The organism is Stenotrophomonas maltophilia, assembly GCF_001676385.1.
Taxonomy (GTDB): domain Bacteria; phylum Pseudomonadota; class Gammaproteobacteria; order Xanthomonadales; family Xanthomonadaceae; genus Stenotrophomonas; species Stenotrophomonas maltophilia_J.
Map to the genome: position 1 here is coordinate 132,431 of NZ_LYVJ01000012.1, position 22,430 is coordinate 154,860.

The following is a 22,430-nucleotide window of genomic DNA, read 5'->3' on the forward strand; positions in this document are numbered from 1 at the left end:
ACCGCCGATGTCGACAGCAGGGGCCCGGCGAATGCACTAGAATGGCGCCGCGCGACCCGTCCTCCTGCACTGACGATGTCGCTTTTTTTGTTTTGGGACCCTACCGTTTATTGGCCGTTCGCTGCCGTTCGCCGCTGCCCGCGCCATCGGAGACACCATGCTATTCGAAACCCTCGCCACCACCGGCCACGAACAGGTCGTGTTCTGCTACAACCACGATGCGGGCCTGAAGGCGATCATCGCCATCCACAACACCACCCTGGGCCCGGCCCTGGGCGGTGTGCGCATGCGCCCCTACGCCAGTACCGACGAGGCGCTGGCCGACGTGCTACGGCTGAGCCGGACGATGACCTACAAGAATGCACTGGCCGGTCTCAATGTCGGGGGTGGCAAGGCGGTGATCATCGGCGACCCGAAGGCGGACAAGACCGAGGTGCTGTTCCGCGCCTTCGGCCGCTATGTCGACTCGCTTGGCGGACGCTACATCACCGCCGAGGACGTCGGCACCGACGTCAATGACATGGAGAACATCTACCTGGAGAGCCAGTTCGTGACCGGCGTGCACCAGGTCCACGGTGGCTCGGGCGATCCGGCGCCGTTCACCGCCTACGGTGCGCTGCAGGCGCTGATGGCGGCGATGCGCTTCAAGTTCGGCCATGAGGAAGTGGGCAAGACCAGCATCGCCGTGCAGGGCCTGGGCCACATCGGCATGGAGCTGGTGAAGCTGCTGCGCGATCGCGGCGCCAAACTGTATGTGACCGACCTGGACAGTGCGCTGGTTGATCGCGCGGTCAGCGATTTCGGCGCTGAAGCGGTGAAGCCGGACGAGATCCACGAGGTGAACGCCGACGTGTTCGCGCCGTGCGCCCTGGAGGGCGCGATCAACGCCGATACCCTGCCGCGGATCAAGGCGAAGATCATCTGCGGCACCGCCAACAACCAGCTGTCGAGCCTGGATATCGGCGATGAACTGCACGCGCGCGGCATCCTGTATGCACCGGACTACGCGGTCAATGCTGGTGGCGTGATGAACGTGTCGCTGGAGATCGACGGTTACAACCGCGAGCGCGCGATGCGCCTGATCCGCAGCATCTACCACAACCTCACCCGGATCTTCGAGCTGTCGCAGCGCGAGAACATCGCCCCGCAGCGTGCGGCCGACCGCATCGCCGAAAGCCGCATCCTGTCGATCGGCAAGCTGAAGATGCCGCTGGGCCGCAGCACCCCGCGCCTGGGCAACCTGCGCGGCGGCTGAGGCTGAGCCTGCGGAAGTCGCGCCGGACCAGCCGTCCGGCGCGACGGATCCTTCAGAACCCGGTGCTGTAGCGCAATGCCGCCTGCCGCGCGCCCTCGCCCCCGACGCGCTGGTCGAAGCCCAGGCTCAGGCGGCCATTGCGGCCCCACCACGACTCCAGCGCGACCCCGAACAGGGCACTGCCGCGCGGCGCGGTCCAGCCAGCCAGCGGCGCCCAGGCATCGACGCCGACGAAACTGGCCTGCCACTCCGCATCGGCACCGTCGAGCCGCTGCTGCCATTCGGCATGCCCGCGCAGGGTCCAGCGCCCCCAGCCACGTTCGCCGCGGATACCAGCCAGCATCTGGCTGCGCTGCACGCGGTTGGCATCGCCACGCAGGCCGAAGCCGAACCCGCCCAGTTCGTTGAACGCATCGGTATCCACGCGTGTCGCGCTGGCGCCCAGATACGGTGTCAACGACGCACCCGCGTGGCCGAAACGATAGCCGCCTTCCACACTGGCACTGCTGAAGCGCCCGCCATAGCGGGCCGAAACGCCGTAGCTGCCCGCGCCCAGCAGCAACTGGCGATCCAACGCCCGGGTGAACTGTCCGCTGCCGACCTGGGCCAGCGCATAGCCCCGGCCCAGATTCCAGCCGGCATACAGCTGCGCCTGCGCCTGGCGATCACGCCCGCGATCACCGCCGAAGCTGCTGCCACCATTGCTGCGGGTCTCGCCGAACGCCACGCCCATCAGCCCATGGCTGCCCAGCGGCAGGTCCTGACCGGCCATCCAACCGCGGCTGTCGGCGGCATTGCCGGCAAAGCTGCCCTGGCCGGCCTCGCCGAGCGTGCTCTGCCAGGCCCCGCGCAGGCGCGGCGCCGCCTGCACGCGATCAAAGCGCTCGGCAATGGCGCGGCGCGACATGTCGATGCTGTCGAAGGTGGCCGACGCCGCCCGCGCATGCGCCTGCCCGGACAGGCTCTGCAGGCTGGCCTCCAGGCCTTTGCTGCCACCGCCGGTCCACTGCAGCGCACCGGCGGCCGTACCGAAGGCCGAACCCTGCAGCGCCGTACTGCCATCGAGGGCACTGAACGCACTGCCCACGCGTTGCGCAGCGGACTGCGCCGAGGCCGTGAGCCCTGTCGCCGCAGCGGTGACGCTGACCTGCGTCAGGTTCAACCATGCATTGTTGCTGTCATAGCCATAGCTGCTCTGCAGCAACGACAGGCCCTGCAGGCCGCTGGAGGTGGCCTGGCTGCTGAAGGTACCGCTCAGGCCACCGGCGGCGTGGATCAGGTCCTGGCGGCTGCCGTCCTGAGGCACATAGCCGGAGACGAAGCCATGCACGCGCACGCCACCGCTGATCGTGGCGTTGCCGGTAACCTGCAGCGCATTGGCGCCGAGCGCGATCATCAGCTGCGCGCCGGCCTGCTGGGTGTAGTTGCCCTCGATGGTGCCGGTGGTGTTGCCGGTGGTCAGGAACACGCTGCTGCCGTTGACCACGTTGCCGACCACGCGCGGAGTGCCGCCATTGAACTGCAGGCCGGTCGAATCCGGATCGGGCTGCGCCAGGATCGTCACATCGGAGCGGATCACGCTGCCGTTCTGCAGCGACAGGATGCCGCGCTCGATGCGGGTGGCGCCGGCGTAGCTGTTGTTGCCGCCCAGCACCAGGGTGCCCGCCCCCTGCTTGACCAGGCCGCCGCTGCCGACGATGTCGTTGCTCCACAGCGAGCCACTCGAAGGTGCATCGACATTGGCGACCACATCGCCCCAGTCGAAGCGGCCCGGGCCCTTGACCGCCCGGCCGATGTCGAGCAGGCCGTAGCCGAATACCGTGTCCACGCCGGGGGCACCGATGTCCTTGGCGGTACCCAGCAGGGTCTGCCGCACCAGGTTGTTGTCGAAGTACGGATAGCGCTGCCAGACCAGTGCGGCCGCACCGGACACCAGCGGTGCGGCAAAGGACGTACCGGAGTTCCAGTAATAGCTGCTGCCGTTGGCAGCGGGATAGACCGCGCTGCCCGGTGCCGCCAGGCAGTAGCGTGCGGCCTGGCCGCAGGCATTGGCGTAGCTGGCCAGCGTGCCCGGTGCATAGGGATCGACCGCGGTCGCCACCAGCCAGCCGCGCTCCAGGTCGGCCGCCGGCAGCGAGCCGGCAACGCCCTGCTGGCTCGGCAGTGCGGCCAGGCTGCTCGGCTCGCTGCGGGCCTCATTGCCTGCCGCGAAAACGACCAGGCCACCATGATTGATGACGAACGGGCGGTATTCGGCCGCCACCTGCGCAGTGGTCGGCAGATCGGTCCAGTACAGGCCACCCCAAGAATTGTTCATCACCTTCACGTTGTAGTCGATCAGGTCCTGATGGACCTGGGCGACACCCAGCGGGCCGCTGAAGGCATTGCCGTTTCCGCTGCCATCGTCGGCCGGCGGTTTGTCGGAAATGATCCGTGCGGACACGATCTGCGCCCCGGGTGCGATGCCCCCCGGCCAGGAACCCACCGGCGCACCGGCAGCCAGGCTGGCCACCGCAGTGCCATGCCCGACCACGTCGTCAACGGCCAGATTGTTCCTGGCCGGGTCGATGTAGTTGAGATTGGCCAGCACACGCCCGTTCAGCGCCACCGCGTCGCGCTGCACGCCCGAATCGACAATGCCGATGCGCACGCCCTGCCCGGTCAGGCCAGCCGCCAGGGCGGCGCGCGCATTGGTCACTGACAGGTGCGCGTCGAAGGCCGGCTCCTGCGGCTTGGCCGGAGGCGGTGTTGTCGGCGGAGGCGTGGTCGGAGGAGGACTGGTCGGGGGCGGATCGATGCGCACGTTGCTGCCGCCGCCTCCCCCGCCACATGCCGTCAATGCCACCACCAGCGCCGTCGCCAGCGCAGACCTCACCATCACCCTGCGTTCCATCGATTCCTTCCCATGAACGTTGGCCTGCCTTCATCCCGGCAGGCGTACGGTGCCGCCCAGCGGCGGCCCTTCCCGACCCTCTATACTTGGGTCGACCCCCACGCAGTCTGCCGGGAAACCGCGGCGCTTCCAACGTCCACGGTCTCCTTTCCGAACATTGCTTACGCATCAACGAGATTGCCATGTCCAACATCGTCATCGCCGCCGCCAAGCGCACCGCCATCGGCTCCTTCCTCGGCCAGTTCAACGGCGTGCCGACCCCCACCCTCGGCGCGGCCGCCATCGCCGCCGCCCTGGAGCAGTCGGGTGTGCCGGCCAGCGACGTTTCTGAAGTCCTCATGGGCTGCGTGCTGCCGGCCAACCTCGGCCAGGCGCCCGCCCGCCAGGCGGCGATCGCCGCCGGCATCCCGCTGTCGACCGGTGCCACCACCGTCAACAAGGTCTGCGGCTCGGGCATGAAGACCATCATGCTGGGCCACGACCTGATCAAGGCCGGTTCGGCCAGCATCGTGGTCGCTGGCGGCATGGAATCAATGTCCAATGCCCCGCACCTGCTGCCGAACTCGCGTACCGGCAATCGTTTCGGCAACTTCCAGGCGGTCGATCACATGGCGCACGACGGCCTGGTCAACGCCTACGACGGCAAGGCCATGGGTGAATTCGCCGAATGCGCCGTGGACAAGTACCAGTTCAGCCGCGAGGAGCAGGACGCTTACGCGATCGAATCGGTCAAGCGCGCGCAGGCCGCACAGGCCAACGGTGCGTTCGCCGACGAAATCGTCGCGGTGAAGGTCGCCACCCGCAAGGGTGAAGTCGAGGTCGCCACCGACGAACAGCCGGGCCGCTCGGACATCGCCAAGATCCCCACCCTGCGCCCGGCCTTCAAGAAGGATGGCAGCGTGACCGCAGCCAGTTCCTCCAGCATCTCCGACGGTGCCGCTGCGGTGGTCCTGCTGGCCGAGGAAGATGCCGCGGCACGTGGCATCACCCCGCTGGCCCGCATCGTCGGCCACGCGACCCATTCGCAGGAGCCGGAGTGGTTCACCACCGCCCCGATCGGCGCGATCCACAAACTGCTGGACAAGACCGGCTGGTCGCTGGACCAGATCGACCTGTTCGAAATCAACGAAGCCTTCGCCGTGGTGGCGATGGCGCCGATGCGCGAACTGGGCATCCCGCACGACAGGCTCAACGTGAACGGTGGTGCCTGCGCACTGGGCCATCCCATCGGCGCCTCCGGCGCGCGCCTGGTGGTGACGCTGGTCAATGCCCTGCGCACGCGCGGTGGCAAGCGCGGCATTGCCACCCTGTGCATCGGGGGCGGTGAAGCGACGGCAATCGCCATCGAATTGATTTAAAAAGATTTAACGATGATTTCGCAAAAATGAATGCGGGATCGCTTGACACCCAATCTTGGCTTGTCATCATGTTGTCGGCGCGCAGTTGCGCGTTGCCTAATCTAACGACGAGGATTCACACAATGAGCATCAACAAGCTGCTGGTCGCGATGTCCCTGGCTCTGGCCCTGGCCGCCTGCTCGAAGCAGGAAGCTGCCCAGGACGCCGCTGCTTCGGCCAACGAAGCCGCCACCGAAGCCCAGGCTGCTGCCGACCAGGCCGCCGCTGCCGGCGCCCAGACCGCTGACGCTGCCCAGCAGGCTGCCAACACCGCCGCCACCGCTGCTGACGCTTCGGCCGACGCCGCTGCCCAGGCCGCTGGCGCCGCCACCGACGCTGCTGCCGGCGCTGCTGCCGACGCTGCCAAGGCTGCTGAAGGCACCGCCGAGCAGGCCAAGGACGCTGCTGAAGAAGCCAAGAAGTAATAACTTCTTTCTTCACGCTGTTCTGGAAAAGCCGCTGGTTCGCCAGCGGCTTTTTCTTTGCCCCGAAGCCGGCGGGAAGGCCGGCCGTGTCGCGACTCCGCCTTCACAACGACGTGAATAGGCTGGCGTCCCCATCCATTGCAGTAGCGGAGTCCGCCATGAAGATTCGTCCGATCCCCTCCCTGCTGGCCGCCTCCCTGTTGCTGGCCCTGGCTGCCTGCAAGGGCCCGGAAGCCGATCAGGCCAGGCAGGATGCACAACAGGCCGCGGACAGCGCCGCCGCTGCCGCGCGCGATGCCGTTGACAAGGCTGCCGAAGCCACCCGGGACGCGGCCGACAAGACCGCTGCCGCGTCCGAGCAGGCCGCCGCGGATACGCAGCAGGCACTGGACAAGGCAGCTGACGCCACCGCCCATGCCGCCGACCAGGCCAAGGCCGCTGCCACCGACGCCGCTGCCCATGCCAGCGACGCCACGGCCGACGCAGCACAGAAGGTGGCCGACAAGGCCCGTGACGTCGCCAACGATGCCAAGGCGAACGCAGCCCAGGAAGAAGCCAAGCATTGAGCCGCAGCGTCAGCCGGGCATGGGCTCGGCGCCACAGGAAAAGCCGCGGCATGGCCGCGGCTTTTCTGCGTGCGGCTGCCCTGTTGGCGCTCCGCGGTGGAGCGGTCGCTGGCTGCGCGCCAACGCCCGCAAGGCCTGCCAGCAGGGGCTGCGCCGCTGGCCGCCCCTTACGGCAGCGCGCGGGCCAGCATCGCCGGCAGGTCCAGCCCTGCCGGCAGCGTCCCGAACGCCAGCCCGTGCTCGCCCTGCAACCTGCTGCGCACGAACACCTCCGCCATCGGGCTGCGCGCGCGCAGCAACAATGCCGCCTGCAGCAGCAGCGCGGTACGCTCGCAGAACATGCGCGCCTGCGACTCCTCCGGCGCTGGCGACGCTGCCCAGCGCTGCAGCGCCGACGCATAGTGCGCATCACGATCTGCCACCGCTGCCAGCTCGGCCCGCAACGCCGCCAGCGCTTCGGGCTCGCGCGCCAAGGCACGCAGTACATCCAGGCACTGGATGTTGCCGCTGCCTTCCCAGATCGAGTTCAGTGGCGCCTGGCGGTACAGCCGCGGCAGCATTGACTCTTCCACGTAGCCCGCCCCGCCCAGGCACTCCTGCGCCTCGTTGACGAAGGTCGCAGCACGCTTGCAGACCCAGTACTTGCCCAGCGCCGTGCCCACACGCGCCAGCGCGGCCTCATTGGCGTCCATGCCGGAACGATCCACCGCGCGCGCAATGCGCATCGCCAGCACCATGGCCGCCTCCGATTCCAGCGCCAGGTCGGCAAGCACGTTGGCCATCAGCGGATGCTCCACCAGCGGCTTTCCAAAGGTGCGCCGGTGGCGTGCGTGGTGCAGCGCCTGCGCCAATGCCATGCGCATCTCGGCCGCCGCACCCAGCATGCAGTCCAGGCGGGTCATCATCACCATCCCGATGATGGTGGCCACGCCGCGCCCTTCTTCGCCGACGCGCCACGCCTGCGCACCGCAGAACTCGACCTCGCTGGAGGCGTTGGCCCAGTCGCCCAGCTTGTCCTTCAACCGCATCAGGCGGAATGCATTGCGATCGCCATCAGCCAGCCGGCGTGGCATCAGCAGGCAGGTCAGTCCTCCGGGTGCCTGCGCCAGCACCAGGAAGCCATCGCACATCGGCGCCGAGAAGAACCACTTGTGGCCAACCAGGCGGTAGCGCTCGCCATCGATCGGTTCGGCCCGCGTGCTGTTGGCGCGCACATCCGAACCGCCCTGCTTCTCGGTCATGCCCATGCCCAGCGTAATGCCGGCCTTGTCCGCCACCGGCACGTCGCGCGGGTCATAGACCGGCGCAGCGGCCTTGCGCGCCCACTCGGCGAGGTGCGGCTGCGACCGCAGCACCGCTACCGCAGCATGGGTCATGGTCAGCGGACAACTGGTACCGGCCTCGGCCTGGTGGTGCAGGTAGCTCAGGACCGCGCGCGCGACGTGCGCGCCAGGTTGCGGCTCGTGCCAGGACAAACCGGCGACGCCATGTGACTTCGCCGCGTCCATCAACTGGTGATAGGCCGGGTGGAACTCCACCGTATCAATGCGATGGCCCTGCGCATCATGCGTGCGCAGGCGGGGGCGATCACGATTGGCATCGAAGCCGAGCCGGTACAGTTCGTCACCGGCCAACGCGCCATAGGCGGCCAACCGTGGCGCGAAACTGCCAGCCCCCTCGCGCTGCACTGCCTCCGTCAGCGCGACGTCGTCGGTCCACAGGTCACGGCCGGCGAATGGCGGTGGCTGGTTCAGTACCACGTGGGTTTCAAAGGGGGCGTGACTGCTGAAGCTCGGTCCACTCATCCGGTCGATCCTGGCGGCAAGGAGGTGCGCGCCGATTGTGCCGCATCGCCTGCCAAGCCCGCGTTCAGGCCGATTCTCACCCTGTGCACGGTACGCCGGCCACAGTGGTCCCATGGCAGGCAACGACGACCTGGTGGTACTGCGCCCGGAAGGGCTGTACTGCGCCGCCGGTGATTTCCATATCGATCCCTGGCGGCCGGTGCCGCGCGCGGTCATCACGCACGGCCACGGCGACCATGCGCGCCCGGGCATGGGTGAGTATCACTGCAGCCAGGGCAGCCTGCCGATCCTGCGCTGGCGCCTGGGCGACGTCCCGGTGCAGGCACATGCCGAGGGCATTCCGTTCCGCCTGGGCCGGGTCCAGGTCTCGCTGCATCCGGCCGGTCATGTGCTGGGTTCGTCGCAGGTGCGCATCGATGATGGCCAACAGGTCTGGGTAGCCTCCGGCGACTACAAGCGCCAGCCTGACCCGACCTGCACGCCCTTCGAAGTGGTGCCCTGCGATACCTTCATCACCGAGGCCACATTCGCGCTGCCGGTCTACCGGTGGCCGGACACCCCGGCGGTCGCCGCTGAAATCGTGGCCTGGCGCCGCGAGTGCGAAAGACGCGGCGAGGCTGCGGTCCTGCTGTGCTACGCGCTGGGCAAGGCACAACGGATATTGGCCGAACTCCTGCCCATGGACGAACCCCCGGCCTGGCTGCATGGCGCTATCGCCAACGGAGCTGCCGTCTACCGTCGCGCCGGCGTACCGATGCTGGAGACGATCACCGTCGCCGAACAAGGACGCCAACCGGATGCGGCGGGCCAGCTGATCCTCGCCCCGCCTTCGGCCGCAGGCACGCCCTGGATGCGCCGCTTCGGCCGCCACCAGCTCGGCTTTGCCTCGGGCTGGATGCAGCTGCGCGGCAATCGGCGGCGCCGCAATGTCGACCGCGGCTTTGTCATATCCGATCACGCCGACTGGCCCGCGCTGCTGCAGACCATCGGGCAGACCGGCGCGAAGCGGGTGATCGCCACTCATGGCAACACCGATGCGCTGATTCCGTTCCTGCGCGAGCGTGGCGTGGCTGCCGAAGCCTTCCGTACCGGTTTCGGGAGCGAGGAATGAAGGCGTTCGCTGCGCTCTACCAGCGCCTGGACCGCAGCACCGCCACGCTGGACAAGCGCGCCGCCCTGGTCGATTACTTCCGCCAGGCACAGGCCCACGACGCGGCATGGGCGCTGTACCTGCTCAGCGGCGGCAAGGTCGGCGGCGCACGCAGGAAGATCGCCGCCAGCAGTGAACTGCGCGCCTGGATCGCCGAGGAATCAGGGTTGCCACCGTGGCTGGTGGAAGACAGCTACGCCCAGGTTGGTGACCTCGCGAAACACTGACCCTGCTGCTGGACGACCCACCGCATCCTTCGCCTGACCGGCCCCTGGCCGAATGGATCGAACAGCACCTGCTGGCGGTGGCCAATCAATCCGAGGCGGTGCGCCGTGCGGCGGTCGTCGCCGGCTGGCAGCAGCTGTGCAGCAGCGAACGCCTGGTATTCAACAAACTGCTGACCGGCGCCCTGCGTGTTGGCGTCTCGCAGCGACTGGTGCAGCAGGCGCTGGCCGAGTGGTCCGGCCTGGACATTGCACGCATCGCCCAGCGCATGCTGGGCGAATGGGTGCCTGCGCCCGGCCTGCTGGGCCAGCTGCTGTCGCCGGATGAGCTGCCGCTGGACCGGCAGCAACCCTATCCGTTCTTCCTCGCCTCCCCACTGGAGGGTGACCCTGCCGAACGACTCGGCCCGATCGATGACTGGCTGCTGGAATGGAAATGGGACGGCATCCGCCTGCAGCTGCTGCGCCGGCGCGGCGAGGTCGCCCTGTGGTCACGCGGCGAAGAGCGACTGGATGGCCGCTTCCCCGAGATCGAACAGGCGGCGATGGCGCTTCCCGATGGCTGCGTGCTGGACGGCGAGCTGCTGGCCTGGGACGAAGCCACGGACCTGCCGCGCGCGTTCACCGCGCTGCAGACGCGCATCCAGCGCCGCAGGCCCGGTGCGGCCACCCTGCGCAACACGCCGGTGCGCGTGCTCGCCTATGACCTGCTTGAACTCGATGGCGAGGACCTGCGCGAGCTTCCGTTGCAGCAGCGGCGCGCCCGGCTCACCGAGGTCGTCGGTGCACTGGACGATGTACGGATCCAGCTCTCGCCCGACGTTGAAGCCGATGACTGGCCGCGGGCGGCGGCGATGCGCGATGTGGCACGCGAACGCGGCGTGGAAGGGCTGATGCTGAAAGGGCGTGCCTCGCCCTACCAGGCCGGGCGACGCCGCGGCGACTGGTGGAAATGGAAGGTTGATCCGCTCACCATCGACGCGGTGCTCCTGTACGCGCAGGCCGGCCATGGTCGGCGCAGCACGCTGTACACCGACTACACCTTCGGCGTCTGGGACGGCGACACCCTGGTACCGGTGGCCAAGGCCTACTCGGGCCTCGATGACAAGGAGATCCTCGCGCTTGATCGCTGGATCCGCGCCACACCCGCGAGCGCTTCGGCCCAGTGCGCAGCGTACGCGCCGAACTCGTCTTCGAGCTGGGCTTCGAGGCGGTCAACCGCAGCGGTCGGCACAAGTCGGGCATCGCCGTGCGCTTCCCGCGCATCCTGCGCTGGCGCCATGACAAACCGGCCAGTGAAGCCGATCAGCTGGCCACCCTGCAGGCGCTGGCCCGATGAACCGCAGCCAGGCGCTGCGCCGGCTGGAAGACTGGTTTGCGTCCAGGGGCTGGCGCTCACTGCCATTCCAGCGTGCGATGTGGCGGCACTATCTCGCGGGTGGATCCGGGTTGCTGCACACGCCCACAGGCAGCGGCAAGACACTGGCGATGTTCGGGGGGCCACTGCTGCAGGCCATGATCGATCCGCTGCCCGCCCCCCGTCGCGCCAGCGCGGTACGTCCGCTGCAGGTGCTGTGGGTGACGCCCTTGCGCGCATTGGCCAGCGACACTGCGCGCGCACTGCAGACGGTGGTCGATGGGCTGGGGCTGGGATGGCGTGTCGGCCTGCGCAGCGGCGATGCCAGCACCCGCGAACGGCGGCAGGCGCGCGAGGGCCGCGTCGACGTGCTGGTGACCACGCCGGAATCGCTGGCGCTGTTGTTGAGCTATCCCGACACGCTGCCGCGCATGCGCCAGCTGCGCTGCGTGGTGGTGGACGAATGGCACGAACTGCTGGGCAACAAGCGGGGCGTGCTGTTGCAGCTGAACCTGGCGCTGCTGCGCGATGCCGCTCCGGCACTGCAGCTGTGGGGGCTTTCAGCGACGCTGGGCAATCTGGATGAAGCCCGCGACGTGCTGCTGCCCGGGCAATCCGATGCGCCGATCGTGCAAGGGGTAAGGCCGCGTGCGATCACCGTGCGCAGCCTGCTGCCCGCACCCGGTGAACGCTTCCCGTGGGCCGGCCACCTCGGCCTGGCGCAACTGCCGCGCGTGCTGCAATCACTGATGCGGGCGCGCAGCAGCCTGCTGTTCACCAACACGCGTGCGCAGGCCGAGCTTTGCACCAGGCGCTGGCAGCGGTGTGGCCGGAACCGTTGGACACGCTGGCACTGCATCACGGCTCGCTGGATCCGGCGTTGCGCCAGCAGGTCGAAGACGGGCTGCGTGCCGGCATGCTGCGCTGCGTGGTGGCCACCTCCAGCCTCGACCTGGGCGTGGACTTTCCCGAGGTCGAGCAGGTCCTGCAGCTGGGCAGCCCGAAGGGCGTGGCACGCCTGCGCCAGCGTGCCGGGCGCGCACGCCATCGCCCCGGGAGCAGCGGTGCCATCGTCTGCGTCCCGAGCCATGCGCTGGAACTGGCCGAGTATGCCGCCGTGCGCCGCGCACTGGCCGATGGGGTGGTCGAGGCGCGCAGGCCACCGATGCTGTCGCTGGATGTGCTGGCCCAGCATGCGGTCAGCCGCGCGCTGGCGGGCGGCTTCGACAGCGATGCCCTGCTGGCGCAGGTGCGGCGTACACACGCCTTCGCGTCTCTCGGTGACGACCAATGGCAGGCGGTGCTGACGTTCATCGTGCAGGGCGGCCACGCCCTGGCCCAGTACCCCGATTTCCACAAGGTCGCGCGCGACGCCGACGGCCGCTACCGCATGCACGACCGCCGCCAGGCACTGCGCCACCGGTTGTCGATCGGCACCATCAGCAGCGATGGCAGCGTGCGTGTGCAGTTCCTGCGCGGAGGCAGCCTGGGGGCGGTGGAGGAACAGTTCGCCAGCCGCCTGCGGCCGGGTGACCGCTTCCAGTTCGCCGGGCGCCTGCTGGAACTGGTGCAGCTGCGCGACATGACCGCCTTCGTGCGGCTGGCACGCGGGCGCGGCGAGGGCGTCGTGCCACGCTGGCAGGGGGGCCAGCTACCGTTGTCGATGGCACTCGGCCGGGCGCTGGAGGCAGTCCTGTCCGGCGCCGACGACAGCGCCGAATCACGCTGGTTGGCACCGCTGCTGGCACTGCAGGCGCGGCTTTCACGCCGCCCGGCGCCAGGCCATCTGCTGATCGAGGTCGTGCGGCGCCGTGAAGGCCAGTTCGTGTTCGTCTATCCCTTTGCCGGCCGCCACGTGCATGAAGCGTTGGCCGCGTTGCTGGCACTGCGGTGTACACGCCTGCAGCGCAACAGCATCGGCTACGCCGTGAATGACCACGGCCTGGTGCTGGCGCCAGCGCAGGCGGTCGAACTCGATGCTCGGCAATGGCAGGCGCTGTTCGGCAGCGACCGGCTGCTGGAGGACCTGCATGCGGCGGTGAACCTGGGCGAACTGGCGCGACGCCAGTTCCGCGGCATCGCGCGCGTCTCCGGCCTGCTGGTACCCAGCCTTCCCGGCGGCATGCCGCGTTCGCTGCGCCAGCTGCAGGCCTCGGCGGGCCTGCTGTACGACGTGCTGCGCGAGCACGACCCCGGGCATCTGCTGCTTGGGTTGGCCGAACGTGAAGTGCTGTACGACAGCCTCGACCTGCCCGGCCTCCAGCAGGTGCTGGCGCGCATCGGCACCCAGTCCCTTTCGATACAACACCCGGCATCACTGACGCCGCTGGGATTCCCGCTCTGGGCCGAGCGCCTGCGCGGGCAGTTCAGCAACGAAGACTGGCGGGCCCGCGTGCAGCGTGCCGCGCAGCGGCTGGAGACGCGCCATGGCCGCTGAACTGCAGGTCGAGCTGGCCGGCGAACCGGTGATTCTCGCCGGCGCGCGCGCGTTGTACTGGCCGGCGCGGCAGGCGCTGCTGATCGCCGATCTGCACCTGGGCAAGGCCGATGTGTTCCGCCGGGCGGGCATCGGGCTGCCCAGCGGCGGTACGGCGGAAGACCTGCAGCGGTTGCAGTCGCTGTTGGAGACCCACGCCTGTGGCGAACTCTGGATCCTCGGCGACATCCTGCATGGACCCGTGCACCGTGCCGCGTGGTACCAGCGCTGGCTGGCCTGGCGTGAGCAGAACGCGGGACTGGATGTGCACGTGCTGCGCGGCAACCATGATCGGCAGCTGCCCCATGCGCAACTGCAGGTGCGGATCCACGACGAGGCGCGTCTGGGGCCGTTCCTGCTTCGCCATGCTCCGGGTCCGGATCCGGCATCGCATGTCATCGCGGGGCATCTGCATCCGCAGATCGCGCTGCCCCCGTTGCGCCGGCGGTTCGCCGCATTCTGGCTGCGCGAACGCTCGACGATCCTGCCTGCCTTCTCCGCCTTCACCGCCGGTGTCGTGCCTGCTCCTGCACGCGGTGAGCGGATGATCGCCTGCGTGGAAGGAGGCCTGGTCGAGCTGCCCGTACGATGACTCAGGCCGGGCGGGCGCCCAGCTCCGGCATCAACCGGAAATCCGGCGTGCCCCCATCACCCGACCGCCGGGGCGCGGCCTGGATGGCCGCCAGCATCTCCTGCGCGCTCGCACGGATGCGCGCATGGTGCTCTGGCGACGCGTGGCTGATCAGGCTGCCGACATGAAACTCGAATACGTCCTCCAGTACGTCGGGCTGGTCCTCGTGCAGCATCTGCAGCAGGCCACGCAGCTTGCAGATTTCCGACTCCAGCTCCTCGACCGCGAACAACATGGCATCCTCCTCTTCGACATCAGGCGGCACGTCCGGGCCGCAGCAGGCCGCGACGGCAGTGCCGCCCGGGCCAAGCGCGATGTCGATCACGGAAAGGAAAACGGGCGACGCAGCAATCGCGTGCCCCCTCTTCTCGCATATCCGCGGTGAGGCAACCGTTAATCCACGTGACGGGACTGCTTCACGCGCCTGCGGGTTCCGCGATGGCAGCAGTCGGTTCCGCGGCACTGGCCAGTGCCGCGATGAAGGCCGGATCCAGTTTCAACGAACCGAACCAGCCGTGCTGCGTACCGCTGAGCACGCGCAGCATATGGCCGCGCCCTCCCGGCAGCCGTCCCATCGGGCCGAGCAGTACATCGCGCGCCTTTGCCCATGCGTCGCGCTCGGATTGGAACAGCGGCGTCAGCCAGCGGCTCCAGCGCTGGTACACCGCCACGTGCGCGCGTCGCTGCGCCTGGTAAGCCTGCAGGGCGGCGCCATTGCCTCCGTGGCTGCGCAGCGCATCGCGCAGCGCCAGCGCATCCAGCAGCGCCATGTTCACGCCCTGGCCCAGCTGCGGACTCATCGAATGCGCAGCATCACCGGCCAGCACCAGGCGCCCTTCGTGCCAGCGTGCCATCACCGCATCGCGGTAGACTGCGCGCGCCAGTTGGCCAGCCTCGCGCAGGTGCGCGAAGCGCGCAGTGGCCTGCGGCCACAACGCGTGCAGTTCATCCAGCCAGGGCGCCATGCCATCGGCCTGCCATCGCTCGAAATCCGAACGCGGCAGGCTCCAGAAGAAGCTCAGGCGCGGCGTGTCGTCGCCGGGACGCGTGCCGACTGGCAGCAGCCCGATCATCTTGCGCGCGGCCACGTAGCGCTGCCGCAGTTCCTGCATGTGCGGCCAGTCTTCGGAGGGCAGCAGGCACCACAACGCACCCCACGGGTAGACGCGGTCCAGCGCGGTGCCGCCGGCGACCGTGCCGCGCAGCGTCGACGCAGCGCCATCGGCCGCCACGACCAGGTCGAACGGGCCATGCCCGCGCCCGTCGCTGTCACGCAGGCGGCCGTGCCCGGCATCGACCTGGACGATGGTCGTGCCCGCATGCAGCTGCCCTGCACCCGCGCGCGCTTCATCCAGCAACGAAAACAATGCCCCCCGCTGCATCCCCAGTCCATGCAGGCGTGCGTCCAGGCCGTCGTAGCGCATGTCCATCACGGCGCGTCCGCACGGTGTATCGCCGTACAGCCGATGCACCGGTGCCGCGTGCACGCGCACCCTGTCCAGCAGGCCCATCTGCCAGAGCACCTGCAGGCCGCTCGGCTGCAGCAGGAAGCCTGCACCTACCGGCCCCGGCGTCGGCACGCGCTCGAAGATCTCCACGTCGTGGCCATCACGGGTCAGCAGAATGGCCAATGCCTGGCCAGCGGTGCCGTACCCAATCACGGCGATGCGCAGTCGTTCCCTCATGTGCGCATTGTGCCCGAGGCGGATCGCGAATGGGCCACCGCCGCCCGCGCCCGGACGGCGGCACGCGCGGGCCGGGCATGGAGCTGCCGGGCGGCCCGCAAAAAAAAAACCCCGCCGAAGCGGGGTTTTCAACGCACTGTCGAGTGGATCACTCGGCCGGCGTGATGTTCGAAGCCTGCGCACCCTTCGGGCCCTGGGTCACGTCATAGGTGACACGCTGGCCTTCCTGCAGGCTGCGGAAGCCCTTGGAGTTGATGGCGGAGAAGTGCGCGAACACGTCGGCGCTGCCATCCTCCGGCGAGATGAAGCCAAATCCCTTGGCGTCGTTGAACCACTTGACGGTACCGTTCGGCATGGTGATGCGAGACCTTATGCAATGAATGGGTGGTGTACGCTGAACCCGCGCACAAGCTGAGTATGCAAAGCTTGCTCGGGGAAGACAATCACCCCCGTGCCAATTCGCCCACCAGTTCCGGAAGTCCGTTGCTCGCGGCCTGCACATTGGCGAGCACTTCAGCCATCGTGATCTCCTCGCCATCACCGCAACCGGCCGCCCAGTTGGCGATGATCGCCAGGCAGGCATAGTCCAATCCCAGCTCCCGCGCCAGCGCGGCTTCCGGCATGCCGGTCATGCCCACCAGGTCGCAGCCATCGCGGCGCATGCGCGCGATTTCGGCGATGGTCTCCAGGCGTGGGCCCTGCGTCGCGCCGTAGCAGCCACCGTCATGAACAGTGACGCCAGTCACCTTGGCGGCCGCCAGGATCTTGCTGCGCAGCATCGGGGTGTACGGATGGCCGAAATCAACGTGCACCACCTCGGTGCCCTCTTCTTCACAGATGGTGCCGATACGGCCCCACGTGTAGTCGATGATCTGATCCGGGCACGCCAGCACGCGTGGCCCGAAGGCCTCGGTAATGCCACCGACCGTGTTCAACGCCAGCACACGCTGCACACCCAGCTGCTGCAGCGCAGCAAGATTGGCGCGATAATTGATCTTGTGGGGTGGCAGCGAATGGCCTTCACCGTGGCGCGCCAGGAAGGCGACGCGGTGGCCGAGCAGCGTGCCAACGCGCACCGGGCCGGACGGCCGGCCGAAACGGGTGTCGACCTCGTGGGTCTGCACGTCGTCAAGCTTGGCCAGGTTGTAGACACCGGTACCGCCGATCACGGCCAGGGCGATCTGTTGCATTCGAAGCACTCCATGGAAAAGCGAACGCCGGCATCCGGGGATGCCGGCGGCAGAAAAAGGCACGCCGCAGGCGAGTGCGCCGTTATTCCTTCATCGCGTAGATGGCCGGCAGGCAGCGCAGCGATTCGTTGACATCCATGCCGAAGCCGAACACGTAACGGTCCGGCAGTTCGATGCCGGCATAGTCGGCGGTCACATCCGGCAGTGCACGGTCATGCTTCTTCACGGTCATCGCAGCGATGCGCACATCGGTCGCGCCCTGCTCCAGGCACCAGGTACGCACACCCTGCAGGGTATAGCCCTCGTCGAGGATGTCGTCGATCAGCAGCACGCGGCGGCCGAACAGCGATGTTGCCGGCTTGTGCTTCCAGACCAGGTCGCCGCCCGTGGTTTCACCGCGGTAGCGGGTGGCATGCAGGTAATCGAACTGCACATCCTGGCCACGCGCGCCCAGTTCCAGCGCGAGCTGGCCGGCGAAGGGCAACGCGCCGTGCATGATCGAAAGGAACAGCGGCACCTCGCCCTTGTAATCGCGCGCGATGGCGTCGGCGATACCAGCGATGGCCTTGTCGATGGTGGGACGGTCGACCAGCAGGTCAGCCTGGGCCAGGGCCTGGGAAATGGTGAGGTTGGGCATCAGACGGTTCTTCCAAGGGGTTCGAGCAGACGGGATCGGGTGTCGCGATGGCGGGCATCGGCCAGCAGGCCGTCCCAGCCGAGCGCGCCGCGGCCGAGCAGGCCCAGCAGCGCAGCAGTGTTGAGGGCGCGGCCCTGCACGGCGTGCAGGGCTTCATCAACCAGTTCCGGGTGGCAGACCAGCACCACGTCGCAGCCGGCATCCAGATGCGCGTGGACGCGGGCCGGCACGCCCCCGGCGCTGTGCGAGGCCGCCATGCCGATGTCGTCGGAGAACACCACCCCACGGAAGCCGAGCTCGCCGCGCAGGATGTCCTGGATCCAGCGCGGCGAATAGCCCGCCGGCTCCGGCGCCACCTGCGGATAGATCACGTGCGCCATCATGACTGCGTCGGCACCGGCGGCGATGCCGGCCTGGAACGGCACCAGGTCCTGCGCGCGCAGTTCGTCCAGCGCGCGCGGGTCGATCGCGGTATCGACGTGGGTGTCCTCCAGCACGGTGCCGTGGCCGGGGAAATGCTTGAGCGTGGCGGCCATGCCCACCGCATGCATGCCGCGCACGTAGGCGGCGGTGAACGCGGCCACCACCTGCGGGTCTTCGCTGAAGGCGCGGTTGCCGATGGCGCGGTTGCCGCGGCCAAGGTCGACCACCGGTGCGAAGCTCAGGTCCAGGCCGCTGGCCCGCACCTCGCTGGCCATCAGCCAGGCATGCTGTTCGGCCAGTGCCAAGGCCTGCTGCGGGTCGGTGGCGTACAGCGCCCCGATGTCCTGCAGCGGCGGCAGATCGCTGTAACCCTCGCGGAAACGCTGTACGCGGCCGCCTTCCTGGTCTACGCAGATCAGCTGCGGGCGCGGAGCGGCGGCGCGGATGGCCGCGCTCAGATCGGTGACCTGCTGGCGCGAGACGAAGTTGCGCTTGAACAGCACCACCCCGGCCACAGCATCATGCTGCAGCCAGTCACGCTCCTGGGCGGTCAGTTCGGTGCCGGCAACGCCGATCAGCAGCATGGTCGATCTCCACAACGCGCGCCCGCATGGCGCAGTGCCGCATTGTCGCAGAACCGGCCGACAGGCGCAGTGGTCAAGGCAAAAGGGAAGCGTGGGGTCAGAGCTTGCAGCCGTCCGGGCCGCAGGCCTCGTCACCGGCTGCGGCAGCCGACGCCCCCTGCTCGGCAGCGATCTGGCGCAGGGCATTGGCGAAGGCCTCGGGTGGCTGCGCCCCGGAAATGGCCCACTTCCCGTCAATGACGAAGGTCGGCACCGAGGAGATGCCCAACGCGTGAGCCTCCGCCAGCCTGGCTTCGACCTCCGCCATCCCGCGGTCGGAGGCCAGCATCTGCGCGATTTCGCCGGCGTCGAGGCCGCCCGCCACGCCGGCCTTGATCAGCACTGAAGGGTCCGCCAGATTCTGGCCATGCTCGAAGTGGGCGCGGAACAACGCCTCGCCGACCGCATCCTGCACGCCATGCTCGCCGGCCAGCCACAGCACCCGGTGCGCCGGAAGCGTGGTTACCCGCACCTGGCCCTGGCTGAAGTCCATTGGCAGGCCCTCGGCGCGCGCGGTGGTCTGGGTCTGGCCGAGAATCTGCTCGGTCCGCTCGACGCCACCGAACTTGCGCACATACGCCTCGCGCAGCGGCACCGGGGTGGCATCCGCGTCCGGGTCCAGCTGGAACGGCTGCCAGTGGATGTCCAGTCCAGGCGCGTCGTCGCCGAGCAGCTTCACGCCTTGCCGGAAACGGTGCTTGCCGATCCAGCACCAAGGGCAGACCACGTCGGAGTAGATATCGATTCTCATCCTGCCAACATGGGGCCCGCGCCTATGGATAAAAGGGGACGGAGGGAATTAAGTCGCTTCCCGCACAGCTGGGACAAGTGCGACTTAATTCCCTCCGCCCCCTCTTTTTTCACCACTGTGAATAGGGATGACTGGCCAGGGCGACGTTGTAGTAGCGCGGATCGTCGGTCACTTCGGCGCCCACCCAACTTGGCAGGTCGATGGCCTGGTCCGCACTGTCCAGTTCGACTTCGGCCACCACCAGCCCGGCGTTCTCGCCCAGGAATTCATCCACTTCCCAGACCAGGCCCGCGTGTTCGACCAGGTGCCGCCGCTTGTCGATCAGGCCGCCCACGCACAACGCCAGCAGGGCGCGGGCGTCGTCCAGCGGGATCGGATAGTCGAACTCCTGCCGGGTATGGCCGAGGGTGCGCGACTTCAGGTTCAGTGCGGCGTGGTCCCCTTCGATGCGCACGCGCACCGACGCATTCTGGCTGCCGGAATCCAGCGCGCCCATGTCGTTGATATAACCCTGCGCCATCGGAATCACCCGATGCGCGGCGGTGCGCCAGCCATCGCTGCTGACGAGGAACTTGCGTTCGATCTCGATGCCCATCGCACCATTATGCGCGATGGGCATGGCATCCGGTCAGCGCTTCTCGAACACCGCGATGCTCTCCACGTGCGCCGTGTGCGGGAACATGTCCATGGCACCGGCGCTGACCAGGGTGAAGCCCTGCTCGTTTACCAGGTAGCCGGCATCACGCGCCAGCGAACCCGGGTGGCAGCTGACATAGACGATACGCTTGAACTGCTTCAGCGGAAGCTGCTGCAGCACCTCGATCGCGCCCGAGCGCGGCGGGTCCAGCAGCAGCTTGTCGAAGCCCTGGCGCATCCATGGCGTGCTGCGCTGGTCCTGGGTCAGGTCGGCGCTGAAGAACCGGGCGTTGGCCAGGCCGTTGCGCTCGGCATTCTCACGCGCACGCGCGACGAGGCCGGCATCGCCTTCCACGCCGACCACCTCGCGCACGCGACGCGCCAGCGGCAGGGTGAAGTTGCCGAGGCCGCAGAACAGGTCCAGCACGCGCTCGTCCTCACCCGGCTGCAGCAGGTCCAGGGCATGGGCGATCATCTTCTCGTTAAGCTTGGCGTTGACCTGGATGAAATCCAGCGGGCGGAATGCCAGCTCGACGTCCCACGGCGCCAACCGGAACGACAGCGGCACGCCCTGCCCGTCCAGCGGATGCACGGTGTCCACGCCCCCCGGCTGCAGGTAGATGGCGAAGCCATGCTGTTGCCCGAACACCGCCCAGGCGGCGCGGTCTGCATCGCTGAGCGGCTGCAGGTGGCGCACGGTCAAGGCAATGGCCTGGTCACCGCCGATGAACTCGATCTGCGGAATGTCCCGCTTCCCCTCCAGCGACTCGATGAAGGCCGACAGCACCCCGACTTTCGTGCCGATTTCCGGGATCACGGTCAGGCACTGGCTCAGATCGGCGACGAAGCGCGGATCCTGTTCACGGAAGCCGACCAGGGTCTTGTCCTTCTTCTCGACCCGGCGCACCGAAAATCGCCCCTTGCGGCGATAGCCCCAGCTCTCGCCGACCAACGGCGGCAGCACCGCACCCGGCTTCACGTGGCCGATGCGCTCCAGGTTGTCCATCAGCACGCGCTGCTTGGCAACAATCTGCTGGTCTTCGTCCAGGTGCTGCAGCACGCAGCCGGCACAGGTACCGAAGTGCGGGCACCTCGGGCTCACGCGTTGCGGCGAGGCCTGCAGGACTTCCACGGTGCGCGCCTCGTCGAAATGGCGGCTGCGGGCCGTCTGTTCAGCCATCACCACTTCGCCCGGCAGAGCGCCGCTGACAAAGGTGACCTTGCCGCCCTCACCGTCACGGCGGGCGACGCCACGGCCATCATGGCTGAGGTCGAGAATCTCGGTCTGGAACGGGGTACGGTCGATGCGGGAACGGGATCGGGCCACGTGGCAACAGGCTGCGGGCAAAAATGGGGGCGTATTGTCGCAGATCCTGACCGGCAGGGCCCGGGCCCGCTTGCGCCCGCCGCCGCCGTGCTTGATGATTGGGACAGCTGACATGGAGGCAGCCCTGATGCAGATGACCCCGCGGGCCACTCGGCCACGCTTCCTGCTTGTCGAGGACGACATCATCAGCCGCGGCTTTTTCAAGGCGGCGCTGGAAACCTTGCCGGCGGACGTGGACACCGCAGACTCACTGGCCAGTGCCCTGGCCAGTGCCGAACCCGGTGCGCACGACCTGTGGCTGATCGACGTCAACCTGCCTGATGGCAACGGCGCCCAGTTGCTGCGCGAACTGCGCCGCTCGCATCCGGACACCCCGGCGCTGGCGCACACCGCCGACGGCGATACCACGATCCATGCACGCCTGCGCGAGGCCGGCTTCAGCGACACCCTGGTCAAGCCGCTGGGCCGTGACCAGCTGCTGAAGGCAGTGCGCCGTGCTCTGGTCAACAGCCCGGCCGACATTGCGCCGGTACAGGTGCCGGCGGCGGCCGAACCGGAAATACAGGACTGGGACGAAACTGCCGCGCTGGCCGCGCTCAATGGCCAGCGCAACCACCTGATCGCACTGCGCGAACTGTTCCTGGCCGAGCTGCCGGGAGTGCGCGACGCGGTCGAGCAGGCAGTGGACCAGCGCGACGAACGCCAACTGCGCAGCCAGCTGCACCGGTTGCAGGCGAGCTGTGGCTTCGTCGGCGCGGCCCGGTTGGGCCGGGCGGTGCGCCAGCTGCATCACGCGCCGGAGTCCGGGCAGGCCCAGGCCGGGTTCCGCGCCGCGGTTGCTGCCCTGCTGCACTGAGGGAGGGGTGTTCGGTAGGGCTGCGCCCTGCACCTGCAGAGGCTTCAAGCCAGAGCAACACCAAAGGCCAGAGCCAGAGCGGCTCTGGCCTTCTGCTTGTTGGGCGGGCCGGTGTGGGTGGGC

The 22,430-nt window shown here is 68.4% G+C and carries 18 protein-coding genes and 2 pseudogenes; 9 read left to right on the forward strand and 11 right to left on the reverse strand.

The features are described 5' to 3' along the window. Nucleotides 1–157: 157 nt before the first annotated feature. On the forward strand, nt 158–1,255 hold the full coding sequence (locus tag A9K58_RS15850; RefSeq protein WP_065200255.1) for a Glu/Leu/Phe/Val family dehydrogenase: 1,098 nt from the start codon (nt 158–160) through the stop codon (nt 1,253–1,255). A gap of 52 nt (nt 1,256–1,307) precedes the next feature. Here the strand turns inward: A9K58_RS15850 and A9K58_RS15855 are convergent, their stop codons facing one another. After that, complete coding sequence (locus tag A9K58_RS15855; RefSeq protein WP_065200256.1) at nt 1,308–4,148, reverse strand: S8 family serine peptidase; 2,841 nt, start codon at nt 4,146–4,148, stop codon at nt 1,308–1,310. 182 nt (nt 4,149–4,330) lie between these two features. Here A9K58_RS15855 and A9K58_RS15860 point away from each other — a divergent pair, with 182 nt between their 5' ends. From A9K58_RS15860 to A9K58_RS15870, 3 genes are all read left to right on the forward strand, one after another. Beyond that, on the forward strand, nt 4,331–5,506 hold the full coding sequence (locus A9K58_RS15860) for a thiolase family protein (protein WP_065200257.1): 1,176 nt from the start codon (nt 4,331–4,333) through the stop codon (nt 5,504–5,506). Between the two features lie 122 nt (nt 5,507–5,628). Further along, nucleotides 5,629–5,970 carry a hypothetical protein gene (locus A9K58_RS15865; RefSeq protein WP_065200258.1) on the forward strand — a complete coding sequence of 114 codons (342 nt, stop codon included), beginning with the start codon at nt 5,629–5,631 and terminating at the stop codon, nt 5,968–5,970. Between the two features lie 158 nt (nt 5,971–6,128). After that, the gene (locus A9K58_RS15870) at nt 6,129–6,536 is read left to right on the forward strand and encodes a hypothetical protein (protein WP_065200259.1); all 408 of its coding nucleotides are present in this window, start codon (nt 6,129–6,131) and stop codon (nt 6,534–6,536) included. A gap of 167 nt (nt 6,537–6,703) precedes the next feature. On the opposite strand, the gene A9K58_RS15875 is transcribed toward A9K58_RS15870, so the two are convergent. Further along, nucleotides 6,704–8,341, reverse strand: coding sequence for an acyl-CoA dehydrogenase family protein (locus tag A9K58_RS15875; protein WP_065200260.1), 1,638 nt, complete (start codon nt 8,339–8,341; stop codon nt 6,704–6,706). Between the two features lie 112 nt (nt 8,342–8,453). Here A9K58_RS15875 and A9K58_RS15880 point away from each other — a divergent pair, with 112 nt between their 5' ends. The 4 genes and pseudogenes from A9K58_RS15880 (at nt 8,454) to pdeM (ending at nt 14,140) form a co-directional block, all read left to right on the forward strand. Then, nucleotides 8,454–9,452, forward strand: a complete 999-nt coding sequence (locus A9K58_RS15880; protein ID WP_065200261.1) for a ligase-associated DNA damage response exonuclease — start codon at nt 8,454–8,456, stop codon at nt 9,450–9,452. Further along, nucleotides 9,449–11,054 (forward strand): annotated as a pseudogene (locus A9K58_RS15885) (ATP-dependent DNA ligase). The gene A9K58_RS15880 and the pseudogene A9K58_RS15885 overlap by 4 nt, the downstream one beginning before the upstream one ends. Nucleotides 11,055–11,077: 23 nt before the next feature. Further along, nucleotides 11,078–13,509: pseudogene (locus A9K58_RS15890) on the forward strand (ligase-associated DNA damage response DEXH box helicase). After that, nucleotides 13,499–14,140 (forward strand): ligase-associated DNA damage response endonuclease PdeM, encoded by a 642-nt coding sequence (pdeM, locus tag A9K58_RS15895; protein ID WP_065200262.1) that lies wholly within the window; start codon nt 13,499–13,501, stop codon nt 14,138–14,140. Before A9K58_RS15890 ends, pdeM begins: the two are co-directional and overlap by 11 nt. Before the next feature lies 1 nt (nt 14,141). Here pdeM and A9K58_RS15900 read toward each other — a convergent pair whose 3' ends face one another. From A9K58_RS15900 to rlmD, 9 genes are all read right to left on the reverse strand, one after another. Further along, nucleotides 14,142–14,414 (reverse strand): hypothetical protein, encoded by a 273-nt coding sequence (locus A9K58_RS15900; RefSeq protein ID WP_065200277.1) that lies wholly within the window; start codon nt 14,412–14,414, stop codon nt 14,142–14,144. Nucleotides 14,415–14,595: 181 nt separating this feature from the next. Continuing rightward, nucleotides 14,596–15,864, reverse strand: coding sequence for an FAD-dependent oxidoreductase (locus tag A9K58_RS15905; RefSeq protein WP_065200263.1), 1,269 nt, complete (start codon nt 15,862–15,864; stop codon nt 14,596–14,598). Between the two features lie 148 nt (nt 15,865–16,012). Then, complete coding sequence (locus A9K58_RS15910; RefSeq protein WP_005410590.1) at nt 16,013–16,219, reverse strand: cold-shock protein; 207 nt, start codon at nt 16,217–16,219, stop codon at nt 16,013–16,015. 88 nt (nt 16,220–16,307) lie between these two features. Then, on the reverse strand, nt 16,308–17,054 hold the full coding sequence (locus A9K58_RS15915) for an S-methyl-5'-thioinosine phosphorylase (protein WP_065200264.1): 747 nt from the start codon (nt 17,052–17,054) through the stop codon (nt 16,308–16,310). 82 nt (nt 17,055–17,136) lie between these two features. Beyond that, nucleotides 17,137–17,691, reverse strand: coding sequence for a hypoxanthine-guanine phosphoribosyltransferase (locus A9K58_RS15920; RefSeq protein WP_065200265.1), 555 nt, complete (start codon nt 17,689–17,691; stop codon nt 17,137–17,139). Next, nucleotides 17,691–18,698: a beta-N-acetylhexosaminidase gene (gene nagZ / locus A9K58_RS15925; RefSeq protein ID WP_065200266.1), complete on the reverse strand. Its 1,008-nt coding sequence runs from the start codon at nt 18,696–18,698 to the stop codon at nt 17,691–17,693. The genes A9K58_RS15920 and nagZ overlap by 1 nt, the downstream gene beginning before the upstream one ends. A gap of 97 nt (nt 18,699–18,795) precedes the next feature. Continuing rightward, complete coding sequence (locus A9K58_RS15930; protein ID WP_065200267.1) at nt 18,796–19,488, reverse strand: DsbA family oxidoreductase; 693 nt, start codon at nt 19,486–19,488, stop codon at nt 18,796–18,798. A 109-nt stretch (nt 19,489–19,597) separates the two neighbouring features. Then, complete coding sequence (locus tag A9K58_RS15935) at nt 19,598–20,083, reverse strand: CYTH domain-containing protein (RefSeq protein ID WP_065200268.1); 486 nt, start codon at nt 20,081–20,083, stop codon at nt 19,598–19,600. 33 nt (nt 20,084–20,116) lie between these two features. Continuing rightward, nucleotides 20,117–21,451, reverse strand: coding sequence for a 23S rRNA (uracil(1939)-C(5))-methyltransferase RlmD (gene rlmD, locus A9K58_RS15940; RefSeq protein ID WP_065200269.1), 1,335 nt, complete (start codon nt 21,449–21,451; stop codon nt 20,117–20,119). A 127-nt stretch (nt 21,452–21,578) separates the two neighbouring features. Between rlmD and A9K58_RS15945 the strand changes: the two genes are divergently transcribed. Continuing rightward, entirely contained in the window at nt 21,579–22,307 is a 729-nt protein-coding gene (locus A9K58_RS15945; protein WP_065200278.1) for a response regulator, read from the forward strand. The last annotated feature ends 123 nt before the right edge of the window (nt 22,308–22,430 follow it).